This is a genomic window from Pengzhenrongella phosphoraccumulans (assembly GCF_045689905.1).
Taxonomy (GTDB): domain Bacteria; phylum Actinomycetota; class Actinomycetes; order Actinomycetales; family Cellulomonadaceae; genus Pengzhenrongella; species Pengzhenrongella phosphoraccumulans.
Genome location: NZ_CP144210.1, coordinates 1627460 through 1645358 on the forward strand (window position 1 = coordinate 1627460; position 17899 = coordinate 1645358).

Sequence of the window (17899 nt, forward strand, 5' to 3'; positions counted from 1 at the left end):
GAGACACTCGAGATGTGACCAGCCGTGACCCGCTCCGCACGCAAACGCACGCCCCTGACCCGGTATTTCTCGGTCGTCAGCGTCGTCTCGATGCTGACGCTCGGCGTGGCCCTGGTGGTCACGACGTCCCAGGTCATGCGTGATCGTGCGCTCGAGGTGGGCATCGAGACCGCACAGACGGTCGAGTCCTACGCCCAACGAGCCGTCCCGCTCGAGGCGCACACCCTCGGCCTGCTGACCCCGGAGGAACGCACCGCCGTCGGCACCTCCGTCGACGGGTTCGCCGGTCGCCTGATCGCGCTGCGGCTGTGGACGGCGGACGGCGAGATGCTCTACGACTCCGCCTCGATCGCCCCGACCGGGTTCCCCGACGGGAACCGCCTGGACACCGCGGTCCGTGCCAACCGGCCCAACGCGCGCATGATCACCGACGTGCAGGGCGACCAGAGCCTGCAGACCAGCGCGAGCACGACGCAGCAGGTGCTCGACGTCTACGTGCCGATCGCCTACGGCTCGGTCGTCGTCGGCGCGGCCGAGGTGGTGCTGGACAACAGCGGCACCGCCGCGACCCTCGCGCGCGCCAACCTGACCATCACGTCGGTCGTCGTGATTGGCCTGCTCCTGGTGTGGCTGCTGCTGTACCGCACGGTCCGCACGTTCTCCCGCCGGCTGCAGTCCACCGCGCTCGACAACGCACGGCTCGCCCTGCTCGACCCGCTCACCGGGCTGCCGAACCGGCGCATGCTCCTCGACCGGCTCGCCCGGTCCGTCGAGACGGCGACGGAGGAGGGCACCGGCGTCGGGCTGGTGGTCCTCGACATCGACCGGTTCAAGGACATCAACGACTCGCTCGGGCACGACATGGGCGACGAGCTGCTCACCCAGGTCGCGCTGCGCCTGCAGGGCGCGCTGCGCGACGACGACCTCGTCGCTCGCCTCGGCGGCGACGAGTTCGCGGTGCTGCTGCCCTCGATCCACGAGGCCTCGGACGCCGCCCACCTCGCCGACCGCGTCCGGGGCGTGTTCTGCCCGCCCTTCCAGCTCGGCGAGATGGAGCTGCACGTCGAGACGTCGATCGGGGTCGCGTGCCTCCCCGAGCACGCGACCGACGGCTCGACCCTCATGCGTCGCGCGGACGTCGCGATGTACGCCGCCAAGGTGCACCGGCTCGGCGTCGCGATGTACTCCCCGGACGAGGACGACTCGTCGCCGGCCCGGCTCGTGCTGCTCGGGGACCTGCACCGCGCGCTGACCCGGTCCGGCGAGCTCGTGCTCCACTACCAGCCGAAGATCGACCTGCACACGGGGGCGACCGTCGGCGTCGAGGCGCTGATGCGCTGGCAGCACCCGACGCGCGGCATGCTGCCGCCGACCCTGTTCGTCCCGCTCGCCGAGCAGACCGGCCTGATCAACGACCTGACGAAGTTCGCGCTCGAGACGGCGGTCGCGCAGATTGCGGCCTGGCGGGACGACGGCGAGCCGCTCGCCGTCGCGGTCAACCTGTCGGCCCACAACCTCACGTCGTTCACGGTCGTGGACACGATCGTGGAGCTGCTGGCCAAGCACGACGTGCCGCCCGAGCTGCTCGAGGTCGAGATCACCGAGACCGCCCTGGTGGCCGACCCGTCCCGCATCGTGCCCGTCCTGACGCGGCTCGACGGCATGGGCATCCGGGTGTCGATCGACGACTTCGGGATCGGCACCACGTCCATCTCGCAGCTGCGCGACCTGCCCGTCGCGCAGCTCAAGATCGACCAGCTCTTCGTCTCCGACCTGGGGAGCGGCGCCGAGAAGCAGGGCTCCGAGGTCGTCGTCCAGGCGATGGTCGACCTCGCGCACTCGTTCGGCCTCGTCGTCATCGCCGAGGGGGTCGAGGACGTGCGGACCGCCAGCCGCCTCGCCGCGCTGGGCGTCGACCAGGCCCAGGGCTTTCTCTACTCGAAGGCCGTTCCGGCCGACGAGGTGGCCGCAGTCCGCGCGGCCCTCCTGCCCACGCAGCGACCGAGCCCCGAGGCCGCTGGCACAAGACACGTACTACCAATTTCACCCGGTGGCTCAAGTCCAGCCGGCGACGTGCCGATCACCACCGCATGAAACCCGAAGGAAGCGCACCGATGGATGACTTGCTTCAGGAGATGATCCAGCCCGCTGGACCGACCGGCCACGACCGCGCCAGACGCCGTCGCCTGGTGATGAGCGCGGCGACCGTCGGGCTCGCTGTGATCGGGGTCACGTCGCTGACGACGTCCGCGCTGTTCACCGACAACGACGCCGCGGACTCGAACCTGTTCACCACGGGTTCGGTCAACATCGCGAACCTCCCCGCGGCGACCATCCTGACCTCGGACAACCTGGCTCCTGGAGACAACGTCTGGGGTCCGGTCACGGTCTCCAACGACGGGTCGCTGGCGCTGCGCTACGCGGTGAACTACGCCGTCGCCGACAAAACGACGGGGACCGACGGCGCCCTGCTGTCCTCGCAGCTCGGCGTCACGATCGACAAGGTCGCCGACACGGCGGCGTGCAGCCCGGTGGACGGACCGGCAGTCGGGAGCGTCCACCTCGCCACCGTCGCCGCCGGCGAGGCGAAGCTGGTGCCCACCGACATCATCGGGACGACGGGAGTCGGCAAGTCGACCGGCGCGAACACCGAGCTTGAGATCTTGGCCAACGGCAAGGCCGATGTGCTCTGCGTCGGCCTGCACATGTCGATCGACGCGGGAAACCAGTACCAGAAGACCTCGGCGAACCTGACGTTGACCTTCAACGCAGAACAGACCGCCCACAACTGATCGGTCCCTGATTTGCCATGCACACGCCCTTGATCGCCCAGCCGGAGCGCCGCGCTGCGCCCTCGGCCGCTCGGTCGGGGCGGCGACGCCCGACGTCGCTGCGCGGGCGGATAGCGTACGGCGCGCTGTGGTCGATCGTCGGGCTGTGCCTGGTGGCGTACAGCGGCTCGCTGCTCGTGCCGCTCTGGTACCAGCTCCACCACCAGCGGCTGCTGATCGTCTCGTCGGGCTCGATGTCGCCGTACTTCGACGCGGGCGACGCGGTCGTGATGCGGCAGATCAACGACCCCTCCGAGCTCCGGGTCGGCCAGGTGGCCTCGTTCTGGCCGCCGGGGTCGAACACCCTGGTCACCCACCGCATCACGGCGCTGAAGATGCTCCCTCTGCTCGAGCAGGACGAGGCCACGGGGCGCATGGTCCCGAAGCTGGACGCTGATTCCCAGCCCATCCTGCGGCCCTACATCCTGACCAAGGGTGACGCGAACGCGACGCCCGACCCAGATGCGACCCCGCTGACCCGGGTGCGCGGCGTGGTCCTCACGGTCCACCCCCAATGGGGCGCGATCCTCGACTGGGCCAACTCCCCGAGCGGGCGGTTCACGCTGCTCACGCCACCGCTCGCGGTCCTCGCGGGCATGGAGATCGCCGCGGTCGTCGCACTCCGCCGCGCCAAGGCTGTCAAGCCGGCTGCCGCCACGGGCGCCGTCGCCAAGGTGGTGGTCCACGATGGGCTTCTCGGCTGAGCTGCGCCGTTCGGCGGGACCGCGACTCGCGCTCGTCGCCGTCGCTGCACTGCTGGCGGCCGGGTTCACGACGGGCCCAGAGACGACGGCGGCGACCTTCACCAGCACGTCCACGACCGAGTCCTCGATCACGGCCCGCGAGGCGTGCCTCGTGCAGAAGGAAGTTCAAGCGCAGGCGTACACGTCCGGACTCCTCGACCAGGCCAAGCCGGCGTTGCGGTGGAGCTTCTCTGACGGGGTCCTGCCCGGCGACGCACCGGCCGAGGGCGCATCCCGGCCCGGGACCGAGGCGCGTGGCCTCCTGCAGTGCGACCCGGCCGACTTCCCCGAGACCAAGACCGCGCCCGGATCGCTCCGGCTCACCCAGGGGGGGACGGCCGGGCTCGCCGTCGCTAGTCAGCCCCTGACTACCTCGTTCACCCTGCTGCTCTGGGTTTCGCCTGACGCGAAGGCCGAGGGCGAGCTCGCTTCGGTGAGCAACTCGACCGGCGAGCTCACGCTCGGGCTGTCGGGCTCCACCGTGAACCTCAGCGTCCCCGGCAGCGACAAGGCCGCCACGCTCTCGCTCTCGACCAAGGTCAAGGGCGCGGCCCATCTCGTCGCAGCGACGTTCGACGGGGACGCGCTCGGGCTCACGGTCGACGGCGCTGCTGCCGAGGCCGTCAAGACGACGTGGACCCCGTCGGACCCCAAAGGCCCGAGCACTTTCACGATCGGCGGCCGGACCGACCACCCCAGCGCGGGCGCGCTGGTGGACGAGGTCACCCTTCTGACCGGGCCGGCGAGAGCCGCCTGGCTCAAGGGACTCCTGACGTCGAACCTCTGGTGGGTGCCAGCGAACTGGACGGCCGGTCAGTTCCCTGTGCCGGAGCCCTCCGCCGCAGTGCCGCCCGCCACGGTCGCCGCCCCCGAACTGGTGGTCGACCCCGCACCGACGGTGGACCCGTCGTCGTCCCCGACGGCCCCGGCCGCGGTCGAGCCGACCGCCGAGACGACGACGACGACGACGACAACCCCTCAGACCACCGACGAGCGCCGCTCCAAGAGCACGATGTCGCGCCACAAGCCGTCGCGCTGAGCCAACCGCTCGCGCACCCCCACGCGGCGAAAGCCGTGCCGCTCCAACAGCGCGAGGCTCGGCGCGTTGTCGGCGAACACCCCGGCCTCGACGGTCCACACCCCGGCTGCCTCGGCGCTGTCGACGAGCGCGTCCACCAGCGCCCCGCCCAGGCCGCGGCCCCGGCCGGCCGCGCCCACGTACACGCTCAGCTCGATCACCCCGGCATAGACGCACCTCCCGCTCACCGGCGAGGCGGCCGCCCAGCCCACGACGGCGCCGTCGTCGTCCATCGCGACGACGCGGTGCGCGGCCAGGTGAGCCGCGTCCCACGACTCCCACGAGGGCACGCTGGTCTCGAAGGTCGCGGTGCCGGTGGCGATGCCCTCCGCGTAGATGGCCAGGACGGCCGCGGCGTCGTCGTCGGCCAGCGGGCGGACGCGGGTGTCGCTCACCGCACGACCCGCGCTCACCAGACGGCCCGCGCTCACCGTGCGCCCGGGGTCACGAGCAGCCCCGCGAGCGCGTCGAGCGCCCCCGGCACGAGCGAGTAGTAGGCCCAGACCCCACGCTTCTCGCGCGTGAGCAGCCCCGCGTCGACCAGCACCTTGAAGTGGTGCGACACGGTCGGCTGCGAGAGCCCCAGGATGTCGGTCGCGTCGCACGTGCAGACGGTGCCGTCGTCCTGGGTGGCCACGAGCGAGAGCAGCCGGAGCCGCGCGGGATCGGCGATCGCCTTGAGCAGACGCGCGAGCTGCTCCGCCTGATCGGCGGCGAGCGGCGCGCGCGCGAGCGGCGCGCAGCACGCGGCCGCGTCGAGCACGGGCAGCATCACGGCGGCAGGGGCGGGAGGCAACGTGGTCACCCCCCGAGTATGGCGCAAGATATTGACACTTGTCGATGTCTTGCGCCATGATGCAGACATCGACGCTGATCGATGTTAACGCAGCAGAGTGTCACCGCAGATCGATGTCACGGAGGACGTCCCATGGCCCAGAACCTGACCGACGCAGTTCGTGCCCACTACGCCGCCGCCGCCCGCGCGGCGTCGGCCGAAGCAACAGCGCTGGCCGAGACCACAGCGATGGCCGAGACGACAGCGACCCCCGCTACCGGCTGCTGCGAGCCCGCCGGCCCGACGTCGGTCATCTTCGGCCGCGCGCTCTACTCGCCGGGCGACACCGCCACGCTCCCCGACGCCGCCGTCCTGGCGAGCCTGGGCTGCGGCAACCCGACGGCGGTCGCGGACCTGCGGCCCGGCGAGCGCGTGCTCGACCTCGGGTCGGGCGGCGGGATCGACGTCCTGCTGTCCGCGCGACGGGTGGGTCCGACCGGCTTCGCCTACGGCGTCGACTTCACCCCCGAGATGCTCGACCTCGCCCGGGCGAACGCCGCCCAGGCCGGGGCGAACAACGTCGAGTTCCTCCAGGGGCGCATCGAGGCGGTCCCGCTGCCCGACGCGAGCGTCGACGTCGTCATCTCGAACTGCGTGGTCAACCTGTCCGTGGACAAGCCGGCGGTGCTCGCGGAGGCGTTCCGGGTGCTCGTGCCGGGCGGCCGGCTCGGCATCTCGGACGTCGTCGCCGAGGACCGGCTGACCCCGGCCGAGCGCGCCGAGGCGGGCGGCTACGTGGAGTGCATCGCCGGCGCCCTGTCCCGGTCCGAGTACCTCGCCGGGCTCACCGCCGCAGGCTTCCGCGACGCCTCGGTCACCTTCACGCATCCGGTGAGCTTCTCGGGCCGCGAGGCCTCGGGCCTGCACGGCGCGATCATCCGCGCGGTCAAACCCGCTGCCTAGCCGGCCCGTCCCGCCCCGTTCCGACCACGCTCGCCCATCACCCACCACCCCGTCCGAGGAGAACCGATGCTTTCCGCCGAGTACTGGCTGCAGGTCCACCAACACCGTCACGACGAGCTCGCTGCCCGGTCCGACGAGGCCAGGCGGGCACGAGCCCTTCCTCCCACGACCTCGCGCGCACCCGTCCGCACCGGCGTGCGCGTCACGCTCCAGACAGTGACGCTGCAGTTCACGAGCGCAATAGCAGGGCTCCGCGCTCCCCGCCGCGAGGACCCGGCACTGTGCTGCTGACTCGCGCGGCTGGCTGACGAGCACCACGGCGACGCCCCGGGCGCCGTCGCCGCACCTACGGTGGTGCCCATGCCCGACGACGCGCCCTCGCCGCACCTGTTCTCCCCGTCCGCCACCGGCCTGGCAGTCCTGCTCGGCGCCGCCGGCGGCACGCACTTCGCGCGGCCGCGCGTCTACGAGCCGCTCATCCCGCGCTCGCTCGGCAACCCGCGCGCGTGGGTGCTGGCCAGCGGCGTGGCCGAGCTGGCATGCGCCGTCGCCCTCGCCTTCCCCCCCACGCGCCGCGCGGGTGGTCTCGCGAGCGCGGCCCTCTTCGTCGCGGTCTTCCCCGGCAACGTCCAGATGGCCCTGGACGCCCGACCGTTCGCGGCGAACCGGCGTCGGTCCGCGATCACGTGGGCGCGCCTGCCGCTGCAGGCCCCGCTGATCGCGTGGGCGCTCGCCGTCGCGAACGGCAGCGTGCGCCCGATCAGGTAGCTCAGGCGCTCGCCCGGCGGTCGGGCTCACCGCCGGTCCGGCGGTCGGGCTTGCGTGCCTTGCGGGCCTCGGCGACCAGCCCCTGCCGGACCGCCATGCCCCCTGCGACCGACGTGACGGCGATGGTCACGAGCGCGCCGAGAATCAGCGCCGCGGACTCCCCGGGCGCCAGCACGCCGAGCTGATCACCCACCGTGGCCGCCGCGACGGGCACCCCGAGCTGGGCCGCCGCCAGGGCCCCCATCGACACGGGCTGCGCGAGCAGCCGCATCGCGACGTGCGCCAGGACAGCGCCGACCCCGAGCGCCAGCCCGAGCGCCACGAACGCCGGCCTGCGCACCAGCTCACCGAGATCGAGCGTGGCCCCGAGCCAGACGAAGAACAGCGGCCCGAGGAAGCCCTCGGTCACCGCGAAGACCTGCCGGGCCAGCCGCCGCGGCTCGCCGACAAGCGCCACGGCGACTCCAAACGCGAATCCCGCGAGCATGATCGACACCTCGGTCCGCACCGCTAGCGCGGCGAGGCCGAACAGGAACGCGAGGTTCATCCGCAGCTCGAGGGCCCACTTGCGCTCGTCGGAGATCCGGTGCGCGCGCCGGCGCAGACCGCTGCTCTCGAGGTAGCGGAGCAGGAAATACAGACCGGCCGCCGTCGCCAGCACGGCCACTGTGCCGATCGCGGCGCGCGCGGCGTTCTGGGGATCGATCGCCAGGGGCAGCGCCACGATGCACGCGGTGTCGGCGATCGCGACCTGGGGCAGCATCTGCAGCACGGGCACGCCGCCGAGCCGCAGCGACGACACGACGGGCAGGATCAGCGCGGCCGACGACGACGCCATGAGCACCGCGTACAGCGCCGCATGCCCGGTGCCGAAGATCTGCGCGATGACCACCCCGAGCCCGGCGGCGATGATCCCCACCGCGACCGCGCGCAGCGCCCCGATCCGGATCCCGGCGCGCAGGTAGGGGTCGTGCACCGGGACGTGCGAGCCGGCCACGAACATCACCATGACGAACCCGACCTGCGCCAGGAAGACCAGGGTCGGGTCGCCGGTGTCCAGCCAGTCGAACCCCATCGGGCCGACGGCGACCCCCGCGATCAGCTCGCCGACGACGACGGACACGTGCCACCGCTGCGGCCACGCGAGGACCGGGCCGAGGACGGCGATCAGGGAGATGACGGCAAGGGTTTCGAACGTCATGTCCGTCCCTCCTGCCGCAGTTCAGACGAGCTGGTCCGCCAGCTCGCGCGCCGACATCGGGTGGGCGAACAGGAAGCCTTGCGCGAGGTCGCAGCCGATGTCGATCATCTCGTCCCGCTGGGCCTCAGTCTCGACCCCTTCCGCCGTGACGGTCATGTCCAGGTTGTGGGCCAGCTGGGTGACGGCCGACACGATGGTCGATGCAGCCGCATCCTGCCCCATGCTCAGCACGAACGTCTGGTCGATCTTGACGATGTCGACCGGGAACTTCTGCAGGTACGCGAGCGAGCAGTACCCCGTCCCGAAGTCGTCCAGCGCGAGCCGCAGCCCGAGCCGCTTGAGGTTGCCCAGCACCCGCAGCCCGCGGCCGTCCTCCTCGAGCAGGACGCCCTCGGTGACCTCGAGCACGAGCGACGCCGGGTCCATCCCGGTCTCCGCGAGCACGTCCGCGACGACTTCGACGAAGTCGGGGGCCATGAGCTGACGGGCGGAGACGTTGACCGACAGATCGAGCACCCGGTCGGGGACCTGCGTCCGCCAGGAGACCCAGTCGCGGCAGGCCCGGTCCAGCACCCAGGCGCCGAGCCCCGCTATCAGCCCGCTCTGCTCGGCGATGGCGATCGCCGTCAGGGCGGGCACGGCGCCCTGGGTCGGGTGGGTCCAGCGCAGCAGTGCCTCGACGCCGGAGATGTCGCCGTCCGTCGACCGGACGATCGGCTGGTACGCCACGTCGAGCTCACCCTGGGCCAGCGCCGCGCGCAGGTCCTGCTCGAGCCAGTTGCGCTCATGGTCCTCGAGCGCCGCGCGCAGGTCGATCATCTGGTGGGTGCCGCCGCCACGGCGCTTCGCCTGGTACATGGCCATGTCGGCGTCGAGCACGAGGCTGTCGGTCACGGCCCGGCCAGGGCCCGAGAACGCGATCCCGACACTGGCGGACGCGCGCAGCTCCCCGCTGGTCAGCCGGAAGGGCGCATCGAAGGCATCGTCGATCCGCTCCACGAGCGCGTCCACGTCGGCCGGCTCCCTGAGGTCCTCGCACAGGAACACGAACTCGTCCCCCGACACCCTCGCGAGCGTGTCGCCGGTACGAACCAGCGAGGCCAGCCGCCGGGCGACGGCGACCAGGAGCTCGTCACCGACCTGGTGACCGTAGGCGTCGTTGACTCGCTTGAAGTTGTCGAGGTCGATGAACAGCACGGCGGCCGCGGTGTGCGACCGGCGGGCGCGGTGGGTCGCGTGCTCGAGCCGCTCCTGCAGCAGGATGCGGTTCGGCAGATCGGTGAGCGCGTCGTGCAGGGCCCGGTCCCGGTACCAGTCGGCCGCCTGCTGCACCTGTTCGCGGGCCTGGGCGTTGATCAGGTAGGCCGCCGCGACGTCCGCGAGCGTCTGGGCAGCCGACGACGACGATCTGCTCAGCGACCCGGTGGTGTCCCGGTACAGGTCGAGCGCGCCCAGGCGACCGCCGTCGTGCCGGAGCGGGAAGGTGAAGACCGCCCTCATCCCCAGGTCGATCGCCCGCGGGCCGAACGCCGGGAACCGCTTCTCGCGGGCGAGGTCGGGGACCGAGATGGCATCGCCCGTTTGGTAGGCCATCAGGCAGGGTCCCTCACCGAGGTCGGACTGGAGCCTCTCGAACTGGAGCGCGACCTTGTCGGACGCCGCGACGTAGCGCGGCGTCAGGCCCGGATCGATCAGCGTGACGCCCGCTCCCGTGATCGGGAGCACGCCGACGATCCGCTCGACGAGGTGATCGAGGATCTCCTGGATCGGGAAGTCGGTGAGCAGCGTCCGGGCGAAGTCGCTGAGCACGAGCGACAGGCTGTCTCGTTGGACCATCAGTTCCTCCCCTGGGTGGGGCCGTGACCGTTCCACGCTAGCGAGCGGATCTCCGTCGTGCGAGCGCCTCGTCGAAATCGCCGTCGCGACCGGACGAAGGGAGTGACGACCGGGCGCAGCGGTTCCCTTGAGCACCACGCTGGCACGCAGAGGGAGCGCAGTCGTAGTGCCGAACGTCCCGGGAGCCCGCACGAAACCACCTGAGGGCTCGACCGCACTGGCTAGAGTTGCGCCTGTCGCAGGAACAAACCCCACAGCGCACGAAGGTGACTCATGGCCGAGCAGACCGATACGTGGCAGATGCCCCAGCGGCAGGCAGTACCCGACGTGAACGGTTTCTTCGGCGCGTACGGCGGGCAGTTCCTGCCACCGCAGCTCGAGGCACCGTTCGCGGAGATCACGAAGGCGTACCACGAGATCGAGAACGACGCCGCGTTCATCTCCGAGCTGCGCTACCTGCGCAAGCACTTCCAGGGCCGCCCGACGCCCGTCTACCACGCCCGCACGCTGTCGCTGCTCAACGGTGGCGCGCAGATCTACCTCAAGCGTGAGGACCTCAACCACACCGGCGCCCACAAGCTCAACCACTGCATGGGCGAGGCCCTGCTGGCCAAGTACATGGGCAAGAAGAAGGTCATCGCCGAGACCGGCGCCGGTCAGCACGGCGTCGCGCTCGCGACCGCCGCCGCCCACTTCGGTCTCGAGTGCGAGATCCACATGGGCGTGGTCGACATCGAGAAGCAGGCGCCGAACGTCAGCCGGATGCAGCTGCTCGGCGCGACGGTCGTCCCCGTCACCCGCGGCCTGCAGACGCTCAAGGAAGCCGTCGACTCGGCCTTCGAGGCGTACATGGCCGACTACGAGAACTCGATCTACTGCATCGGCTCCGTCGTCGGCCCGCACCCCTTCCCGCTCATGGTGCGCGACTTCCAGCGCGTCGTCGGGATCGAGGCGCGCGAGCAGTTCCACGAGATGACCGGCAACCTGCCGGACGTCGTCGAGGCGTGCGTCGGCGGCGGGTCCAACGCGATCGGCATCTTCTCGGCGTTCCTCGCCGACCCGGTCGAGCTGATCGGCGTCGAGCCCCTCGGGCGCGGTACGGCCGTCGGGGACAACGCGGCGACGATGACCTACGGCCACGCCGGGATCATCCACGGCTTCAAGTGCTACCTGCTCCAGGACGACGCCGGCGAACCGTCCCCGGTGTACTCGTGCGCCAGCGGCCTCGACTACCCCGGCGTCGGCCCCGAGCACAGCTACCTCAAGGACGCGGGCCGCGTGCAGTACGTGTCGGCGTCCGACGACGAGTGCCGCGACGCGTTCTTCGCCCTGAGCCGCAAGGAGGGCATCATCCCCGCCCTCGAGAGCGCCCACGCCGTCGCGCACGCACTGGTGAAGGCGCGCGAGATGAAGACCGGCACGATCCTCGTGAACCTGAGCGGGCGCGGCGACAAGGACATGGACTACGTGATCAAGAACTGGGGGACCGGCGGACCGGCGACCACCGTCTAGCCTTCGCGCCCCAGGAGCCTGCGCACGACTCTCGCGCCCGCGTCGATCGACAGCCGGGGCGCGACCGAGATGGCGGCGAGCATCGCGGCGATGTTGGCGACGGCGAGGACGCCGATCGACGCGGCTATGAGCCCGGCGAGCTCCGGTCGCGCCTCTGGGTGCCGCACGGCGTACGCGAGGACCTCGAGCACGAGCAGCATCGAGGGATCGTCGACGGACGCGGCGAGCTGACCGGAGATCGCCGCGGCGAGGTCCGTCGGCGCGTCGCCGCTGTCGCCGGCGCCGTGGATCGTCGCCGCGGCGCTCGTCGTGTCGGTGACGGCGGCGTCGGTCGGCTACGCGATGGCCACCCTGCTGCCGCCGTCGGTGGCCACGCTCCTGACCCAGATGATCATCTTCACGGTCATGCTCTTCTCCCCCGTGAGCTACCCGGCCGACCGGCTGCCCACCCGGCTGGCGACCGCGCACGAGTTCCTGCCCGTCGAGCCCATGGCGCAGCTCATCCGGGCGGGTCTCGCGCCCGACCAGTTCGCCATGCCGGGCCGGTCGCTCGTCGTGCTCGGCCTCTGGTGCGTCGCGTCCATCCTCGGTGCGGTCGCCGCCCTGCGCCGCAAGGCCTGACGACGACCCGTGGCGTGACCATCCCGCCACGGGTCGTCGTCAGCCGGACCGGCGAGGTCGCGCCCTAGGGGAAGCTCACCAGGTTGACCGGGGGCGTGCCCACGCCCTGCGCGGCGGCGCCGGTGCTGTTCACCACGTGGTCGATGGTGCCGACCCCACCGAGCGAGACGGTGAGCAGGTCGTGCAGCCGGACCCCCGGGGTGACCGGGACCTCGAAGCCGCGCGTCGCATGGATGCTCGGATCGACGTTGAAGAAGCAGTAGCTGCCCCCGCCCCACAGCTCGTGGGTCTTGACCGAGTCCGCGACCTTGTACGCGGCCCAGCCGAGGACGCCGTCGTGCCCCCAGGCAGCCTGGTTCGGCGCGTCGTACGGCAGCTCGTTCTGGAAGAAGACCGTCTTGCCGTTCTCGCCGTTCCAGATCACGTTGTACTTCTGGAAGTGCTCGACGAACAGCCCGGTGGCGGTGACGTTGTCGCCGTTGACGATGACGCCGGTGTCAGCGGTGTTGAGGGTCCAGCCGACGCCCTGGCCGTGGTCGGCCCGCCAGGCCCAGATGTCGTCGAGGATGACGTTGTCGCTGTTGACCTCGAGGCTGACGGTCGCCTTCCCGACGTGCGGTCCGCCGATGCGGAAGAACACGTCCTGCAGGGCGGTCGGGTCGGCGGGGTCGCTCCCGTGGTTGTGCCCACGCCCCTTTTCATGGGATCCGTGCTTCGTGCCGACCCGCAGCAGGGCGGGAGAGCTGTCCGCGCCGGCGTCGAACATGAGGCCCGCGATGTCGACGCCCTTGACGTCCGCGACGGTCATCGGGACGACCCCGTCCTGCGCCGTGAGGGTGGCGATGCCCAGGCCGAGCACGACCGTGTCGGCCCGCTTGATCGTGATGGTCCGATCGATGTCGTACACGCCCGGGGTGAAGATCAGGTTGCGGCCCCGGGCAAGCTGGTTGTTGATCTTCTTCACGGAGTCGGACGGCTTCGCGAGGAAGAAGTCCGACAGCGGGATCGAGCGACCCGCCGTCGGGCCGTTCTGCCAGGTCGTCCCTGCGGAGCTCGTCCGCGGCGCCGGGACGAGGACGTTGTACTTGTTCGACGCGTCGACGTAGAGGAACGGCTTCTCGCGGCTCGCCGGGTTCGTGGCGAGCGTGGTGTATGGGGGGTCGCCCGGGGTGGTGGAGAACGACTGAGCCGGTGCGCCCTGGACCCCGGCGAAGACCTGGTTCCACACGCCGTTCGACCAGCCGCCGATGGTGCTGTCGCGCACGAGGAACTGCTGCTGGGACCCGTTGATCACGAAGTCGGTCTTGGAGTCGGCGATGAAGCCGCCGCTCGCGAACTGCGGGCCGGCGGTGCAGTAGTCCATCAACGTGAGGTTGCCGCCGGTGATGTTCACCCGCCGCATCGGCGCCGCCTGGGAGACCGCCCAGAAGTTGCCGGAGCTCCGGCAGTCGGCGAGGCCCGTGACATGGATGGTCAGGTTCGACAGCGAGCGCCAGAAGTTGTTCAGCGCGATGCAGTTGTCGGCCGTCAGGCACCGGTTGTACACGTCGACGTGACCGTTGATGGTGACGTCGGTCGGGGATGCACCCAGACCGGCCACCTCGGTGTAGTAGCCGACCTGGAAGTCCAGCGGCTCGGCCGCGGTGCCGTAGGTCCCGGGCTTGAACAGCAGGGCGTAACGGTGCGTGCCCATCTCGTCGTCGACCTGCTGGGTGGCGATCGCGTCGACCTCCGCCTGGATCTGGGCCACCGGCATGCCCGGGTCGAAGACCCTGACGTTGGGCCCGAGGTCAGGCCCCGCCGGCGGGGCCGCCGTGGCCACGTCGGTCATCGAGGCCGAGGTGGCGGCGGCGAGGGCCAGGATCAGCAGTCCGCGGCCGAGTCGGCCCGCTCCCTGAGACCTGTGGCGCCTCGGGAATGTCCTCTTGTGCGCGTCCTTCAAAGTCATGGGCGATGACCTGCCTTCTGGGAGTGGGCCGGGTGAGGTGAGGTGTCGCGCCGTGCGTGAGCGCCGTGCAGGGGACTCCACGCTGAGTCCCAGAGAGCGCTCTCCGCGAGAGTGGCACGATCACGACAAAACGGCAACAGCCCAGGTGGTACGGCTACGATTTCTCCATCCGCTCCCCGGACGGCCGAGCCCCGGCGCTCCATGCCCCTCAGGGAGGCGAGAGCACGAGGGTCACCACGGGAGGCAGCGTGACGGAGTCGAGCAAGGCGCCGGGACGCGCCAATCTCGAGCGCGTAGCCGCTCTGGCGGGGGTCTCCAGGTCGACCGTGTCACGCGTCGTCAACGGCTGGGCGTCGGTGGATCCCGAGCTGCGCGCACGGGTCGAGCGCTCCATCGCGGAGCTCGGCTACGTGCCCAACCAAGCGGCCCGCACGCTGGTGACGCAGCGCACCGAGACCGTCGCGCTCGTGGTGTCAGAACCGGACGAACGAATCTTCGGTGACCCGTTCTTCGGCGGCATCGTGCGCGGCGTCAGCCAGGGGCTCATCGACGCCGGCCTCCAGATGGTGCTCCTGATGGCGCAGTCCCAACGCGACCTCGACCGGATCGAGAAGAGCCTGCGCGCCGCTCCCCCCGACGGGGTCCTGCTGATCTCCGAGCACGCCGGCTATGACCCGCTACCGGCGGCGATGATCCAGGCCGGCGTTCCGCTCATCATCGGCGGACGGCCCCTCCAACCCGGCCTCGCGATCGGCTACGTGGACAACGACAACGTCGCCGGGGCGCTGCTCGCCGTAGAGCACCTGCTCGCCCGCGGCTGCGCCGTCATCGGCACCATCACGGGACCGCAGGACATGTCCGCCGGTGTGGACCGGCTCGCGGGTTTCGCCGCCGGACTCGGCCGGGCCTTCCGGGCCGACCGGGTCGAGGGGGGCGACTTCACCCAGCTGAGCGGGGAGATCGCCGTCGGCCGGTTGCTGGGACGCGCGCCCGACCTCGACGGGCTGTTCGTCGCCTCCGACCTCATGGCCCTGGGTGCGATGAGCGCGCTTCGCCGGGCCGGGCGGCGCGTGCCGGAGGATGTCGCGGTCGTCGGCTTCGACGACATCGCGCTCGCGGCACTGGCCGATCCCCCATTGACCACGATCCGCCAGCAGCCGATCCTGCAGGGCCGGGCGATGGTGCATCTGCTCCTCGCGACCGCCCGACCGGATCTCGCGGCACCCCGGGCGGACGACCTCCCCGACCCGCAGGGCAGCGACCATCTGGTCCTCCCCGTGCACCTGGTGGTTCGGGAGTCCTCCTGAACCAACCCGTCTGACGTAGCGGTCAGCCCTGGTCAGTCGTTGGGCTCGTCGACGACCCGCACGGCAGCCTCTTCCGCGCTGGCGCCCGCCCCGTCCACGCCGACGTCCTGCGCGAACACGTCGTTCGGGCGATGCCCGTCGAGCGCATCGTCGTCCGCCACGAGACGGCCGGCGCGAGCGGCCTCTCGGGCGCCGCGCTCAGGGGCGACCCAGACCTCCGGCTCCTCTTCGCCCAACCGCTGGTCGAGGCTCTCCCCGCGTTCCTGCTCCGCATCCGTGTCGCCGAACTGGTTCGCCCGCGGGTGGTCCAGCGGCGAATAGCCCTCATCCAGGAGGTCGTCAACGCCCCGGTCGATCAGGGTGTCCTCCTGCGTGAGCTGGTCGGTGTCGCCTTCGGTGCCGGTTTCGGGGTCTGCGCTGGTTGCTGGAGTTTCGTTGGTCATGTGTCCAGTTTCCCACCATCGATCGCCCGAACACAGGGGGACTCGCACCTGGCGCCAGGGGCCTACTCCGTTGCGTAGGTGTCGATCAGCGCCTGGAGCCGAGCCGACTCCGCGGTGCTCGAGACGGGGGCCGGAACCACCGCGGACCATGCGCTGACGATCGCGTCCGGGTAGTTGTGGCCGTGCCCGTTCGGCACCGACGTCCCGACCATCTGGTCCACGGTCACCTGCGCGAAGGTCAGCACGGGGAACCAGCTCATGAACGCCGACCGGTCGGGGCCGGGCGGTTCGGTCAGCCAGTCGGGTTCCCGCGCGATCAGGTCGGTGCTCCACCACACGACCGGGTCGGACGCGTGCTGGAGGTACAGGATCCGCGGCACCGACCCGGTGGCCGAGGGGAGTGCCTCGGCCGGGGGGCCCGAGGCGAAGCGGATGCTCTCGCCTGCGCGGTAGACCGGCTGCCACTCGGGGCTGCCCGCGTCGCGAAACCTCGTGATGTCGCCCCACGGCTGGCTGAAGTTCGGGCTGCCGACGAGCAGCGCGCCGTCGGTCCGGCTGGCCAGGTCGGCCCCGGAGGCGAAGGCAGACTGGATGGAGAACGAGCCCAGGCTCAGCCCGTACGCGATGAGCTGGGGCCGATCGTCCGCGGGCAGCTCCTGCCAGCGCGCGTACACGGCATCGAAGAGCTCTCGGCCGGCGTCGGCGGCCCGCTGGGTGTCGACGAGGGTCGAGATCCAGCTCGGCAGGTACGAGTACTGGATACCGACGATCGCGGTGTCGCCGTTCCACAGGTACTCCAGCGCATCGGTGGACTGCGGCTCGAGCCACCCGGTCCCCGTGGTCCCGGCGACCACGAGCACCGGCCGGTCGAACGCCCCGGTGCGCTCGAGCTCGCGCACGGCGAGCGCGGCCCGGGAGGGCGCGTCGGGAGCCGTGTCCACCCCGACGTAGATCCGGATGGGTTCCACGGCGGCCCGGCCGGAGAACGCGGTCAGGACGGCGGGCGACGGGCCGCGCGCGACGAAGTTGCGGCCTTCCCTGCCCAGCGACTCCCAGGACACCAACGAGGCGGGCGACCCTGACCGCGCGGGATCGGTCGGCTGCGAGATCCCCGCGACGGTGTCCGCATTCGTGCCCGCGTAGAAGCGGTCGGCCAGCGAGGTGAAGCCCGCGAACAGGACGCCGGAGATGAGCCAGTAGATCCCGAGGGCGATCAGTACCGTGGCGACCAGGCCGGCGATCCGCAACGGGATGACGCGAGCCAGTCGAAGCGCGAGCCAGCCGGCCAGCCGTCGGAGAGCGCGCGCGACCCCGAGGGTGACCACGAACGTCGCCACCGCGATCGCGCCGATGACAAGGATCGATCCGGCGCCGCCGGCGCTCACCCCGACGAGGCGGCGCACGTCGTCCTGCCACCGGACCCCGAGGACGACCCACACCACGGTGAGCACCGGTGCGGCCACGATCGTGATCCGCCAGATCCGCCGCTTGACCGCAGCGCTCGGTTCGCGGGGAACCGCCTTGCGGACGGCCCACGCGAGCAGCACCCCGAGCCCGTAGCCGAGCACCGCGCCGATGCCCGCGAGGATGCCCTCGAAGACGGCCGGACGCGGGAGGAGAGACGGGGTGAGCGCGGCCCCGAGGCCGAAGACCGCGCCGACCAGCCCGGCCCAGCTCGCGCCGAAGTAGGCGCGCCAGCGCGGCGGGGCGTGCGGGACCGCGACGTCCATCTCGGTGGTCAGCACACCCGTCTCCCCTCCGCCGAGCATCGGCGGCGTCAGCAACCCTGAAGGACTTCCCCGCGACGGGCGAAGGTGCACCATCGTGCCAGGTGATGCCCGATTCGGGGAGACGGGAGCACGCGGGCCATGGC

General features: G+C 71.3%; 18 protein-coding genes. 10 read left to right on the top strand and 8 right to left on the bottom strand.

Annotation, left to right across the window (positions count from 1 at the left end):
* Nucleotides 1-24: 24 nt before the first annotated feature.
* From VTA80_RS07535 to VTA80_RS07550, 4 genes are read left to right on the top strand one after another with little or no spacing between them, the layout of a single operon-like run.
* The gene (locus VTA80_RS07535; protein WP_407344776.1) at nt 25-2094 is read left to right on the top strand and encodes a putative bifunctional diguanylate cyclase/phosphodiesterase; all 2070 of its coding nucleotides are present in this window, start codon (nt 25-27) and stop codon (nt 2092-2094) included.
* A gap of 20 nt (nt 2095-2114) precedes the next feature.
* Entirely contained in the window at nt 2115-2792 is a 678-nt protein-coding gene (locus VTA80_RS07540) for a TasA family protein (protein WP_407344777.1), read from the top strand.
* A 17-nt stretch (nt 2793-2809) separates the two neighbouring features.
* Entirely contained in the window at nt 2810-3535 is a 726-nt protein-coding gene (locus VTA80_RS07545; RefSeq protein WP_407344778.1) for a signal peptidase I, read from the top strand.
* The gene (locus VTA80_RS07550; protein ID WP_407344779.1) at nt 3519-4613 is read left to right on the top strand and encodes a LamG-like jellyroll fold domain-containing protein; all 1095 of its coding nucleotides are present in this window, start codon (nt 3519-3521) and stop codon (nt 4611-4613) included. The genes VTA80_RS07545 and VTA80_RS07550 overlap by 17 nt, the downstream gene beginning before the upstream one ends.
* On the opposite strand, the gene VTA80_RS07555 is transcribed toward VTA80_RS07550, so the two are convergent.
* Nucleotides 4553-5047: a GNAT family N-acetyltransferase gene (locus VTA80_RS07555; RefSeq protein WP_407344780.1), complete on the bottom strand. Its 495-nt coding sequence runs from the start codon at nt 5045-5047 to the stop codon at nt 4553-4555. The two genes, VTA80_RS07550 and VTA80_RS07555, sit on opposite strands and share 61 nt — an antisense overlap.
* A 32-nt stretch (nt 5048-5079) precedes the next feature.
* Nucleotides 5080-5424 (bottom strand): metalloregulator ArsR/SmtB family transcription factor, encoded by a 345-nt coding sequence (locus VTA80_RS07560; protein WP_407345723.1) that lies wholly within the window; start codon nt 5422-5424, stop codon nt 5080-5082.
* A 156-nt stretch (nt 5425-5580) separates the two neighbouring features.
* Here VTA80_RS07560 and arsM point away from each other — a divergent pair, with 156 nt between their 5' ends.
* From arsM to VTA80_RS07575, 3 genes are all read left to right on the top strand, one after another.
* Nucleotides 5581-6390 carry an arsenite methyltransferase gene (arsM, locus tag VTA80_RS07565; protein WP_407344781.1) on the top strand — a complete coding sequence of 270 codons (810 nt, stop codon included), beginning with the start codon at nt 5581-5583 and terminating at the stop codon, nt 6388-6390.
* A 66-nt stretch (nt 6391-6456) separates the two neighbouring features.
* Nucleotides 6457-6681, top strand: coding sequence for a hypothetical protein (locus VTA80_RS07570; protein ID WP_407344782.1), 225 nt, complete (start codon nt 6457-6459; stop codon nt 6679-6681).
* Between the two features lie 69 nt (nt 6682-6750).
* Nucleotides 6751-7158, top strand: a complete 408-nt coding sequence (locus tag VTA80_RS07575; RefSeq protein ID WP_407344783.1) for a hypothetical protein — start codon at nt 6751-6753, stop codon at nt 7156-7158.
* Between the two features lies 1 nt (nt 7159).
* Here VTA80_RS07575 and VTA80_RS07580 read toward each other — a convergent pair whose 3' ends face one another.
* Together VTA80_RS07580 and VTA80_RS07585 are read right to left on the bottom strand one after the other, a co-directional pair.
* Complete coding sequence (locus VTA80_RS07580; protein WP_407344784.1) at nt 7160-8359, bottom strand: cation:proton antiporter; 1200 nt, start codon at nt 8357-8359, stop codon at nt 7160-7162.
* A 21-nt stretch (nt 8360-8380) separates the two neighbouring features.
* Entirely contained in the window at nt 8381-10195 is a 1815-nt protein-coding gene (locus VTA80_RS07585) for a putative bifunctional diguanylate cyclase/phosphodiesterase (protein ID WP_407344785.1), read from the bottom strand.
* A 273-nt stretch (nt 10196-10468) separates the two neighbouring features.
* Between VTA80_RS07585 and trpB the strand changes: the two genes are divergently transcribed.
* Nucleotides 10469-11707: a tryptophan synthase subunit beta gene (gene trpB / locus VTA80_RS07590; protein WP_407344786.1), complete on the top strand. Its 1239-nt coding sequence runs from the start codon at nt 10469-10471 to the stop codon at nt 11705-11707.
* On the opposite strand, the gene VTA80_RS07595 is transcribed toward trpB, so the two are convergent.
* A complete protein-coding gene (locus tag VTA80_RS07595; RefSeq protein WP_407344787.1) occupies nt 11704-11907 on the bottom strand; it encodes a hypothetical protein in 204 nt (67 codons plus the stop codon). The genes trpB and VTA80_RS07595 overlap by 4 nt on opposite strands.
* Before the next feature lie 115 nt (nt 11908-12022).
* On the opposite strand from VTA80_RS07595, the gene VTA80_RS07600 reads away from it, so the two are divergent.
* A complete protein-coding gene (locus VTA80_RS07600; protein ID WP_407344788.1) occupies nt 12023-12328 on the top strand; it encodes a hypothetical protein in 306 nt (101 codons plus the stop codon).
* Between the two features lie 64 nt (nt 12329-12392).
* Here VTA80_RS07600 and VTA80_RS07605 read toward each other — a convergent pair whose 3' ends face one another.
* Nucleotides 12393-14276 carry an adenylyl cyclase gene (locus VTA80_RS07605; protein WP_407344789.1) on the bottom strand — a complete coding sequence of 628 codons (1884 nt, stop codon included), beginning with the start codon at nt 14274-14276 and terminating at the stop codon, nt 12393-12395.
* A gap of 248 nt (nt 14277-14524) precedes the next feature.
* Here VTA80_RS07605 and VTA80_RS07610 point away from each other — a divergent pair, with 248 nt between their 5' ends.
* Entirely contained in the window at nt 14525-15583 is a 1059-nt protein-coding gene (locus VTA80_RS07610; RefSeq protein WP_407344790.1) for a LacI family DNA-binding transcriptional regulator, read from the top strand.
* A gap of 32 nt (nt 15584-15615) precedes the next feature.
* On the opposite strand, the gene VTA80_RS07615 is transcribed toward VTA80_RS07610, so the two are convergent.
* Both VTA80_RS07615 and VTA80_RS07620 read right to left on the bottom strand, forming a co-directional pair.
* Nucleotides 15616-16026: a DUF5709 domain-containing protein gene (locus tag VTA80_RS07615; RefSeq protein WP_407344791.1), complete on the bottom strand. Its 411-nt coding sequence runs from the start codon at nt 16024-16026 to the stop codon at nt 15616-15618.
* Nucleotides 16027-16088: 62 nt separating this feature from the next.
* The gene (locus VTA80_RS07620; RefSeq protein ID WP_407344792.1) at nt 16089-17771 is read right to left on the bottom strand and encodes an alpha/beta hydrolase; all 1683 of its coding nucleotides are present in this window, start codon (nt 17769-17771) and stop codon (nt 16089-16091) included.
* Nucleotides 17772-17899: the final 128 nt, after the last annotated feature.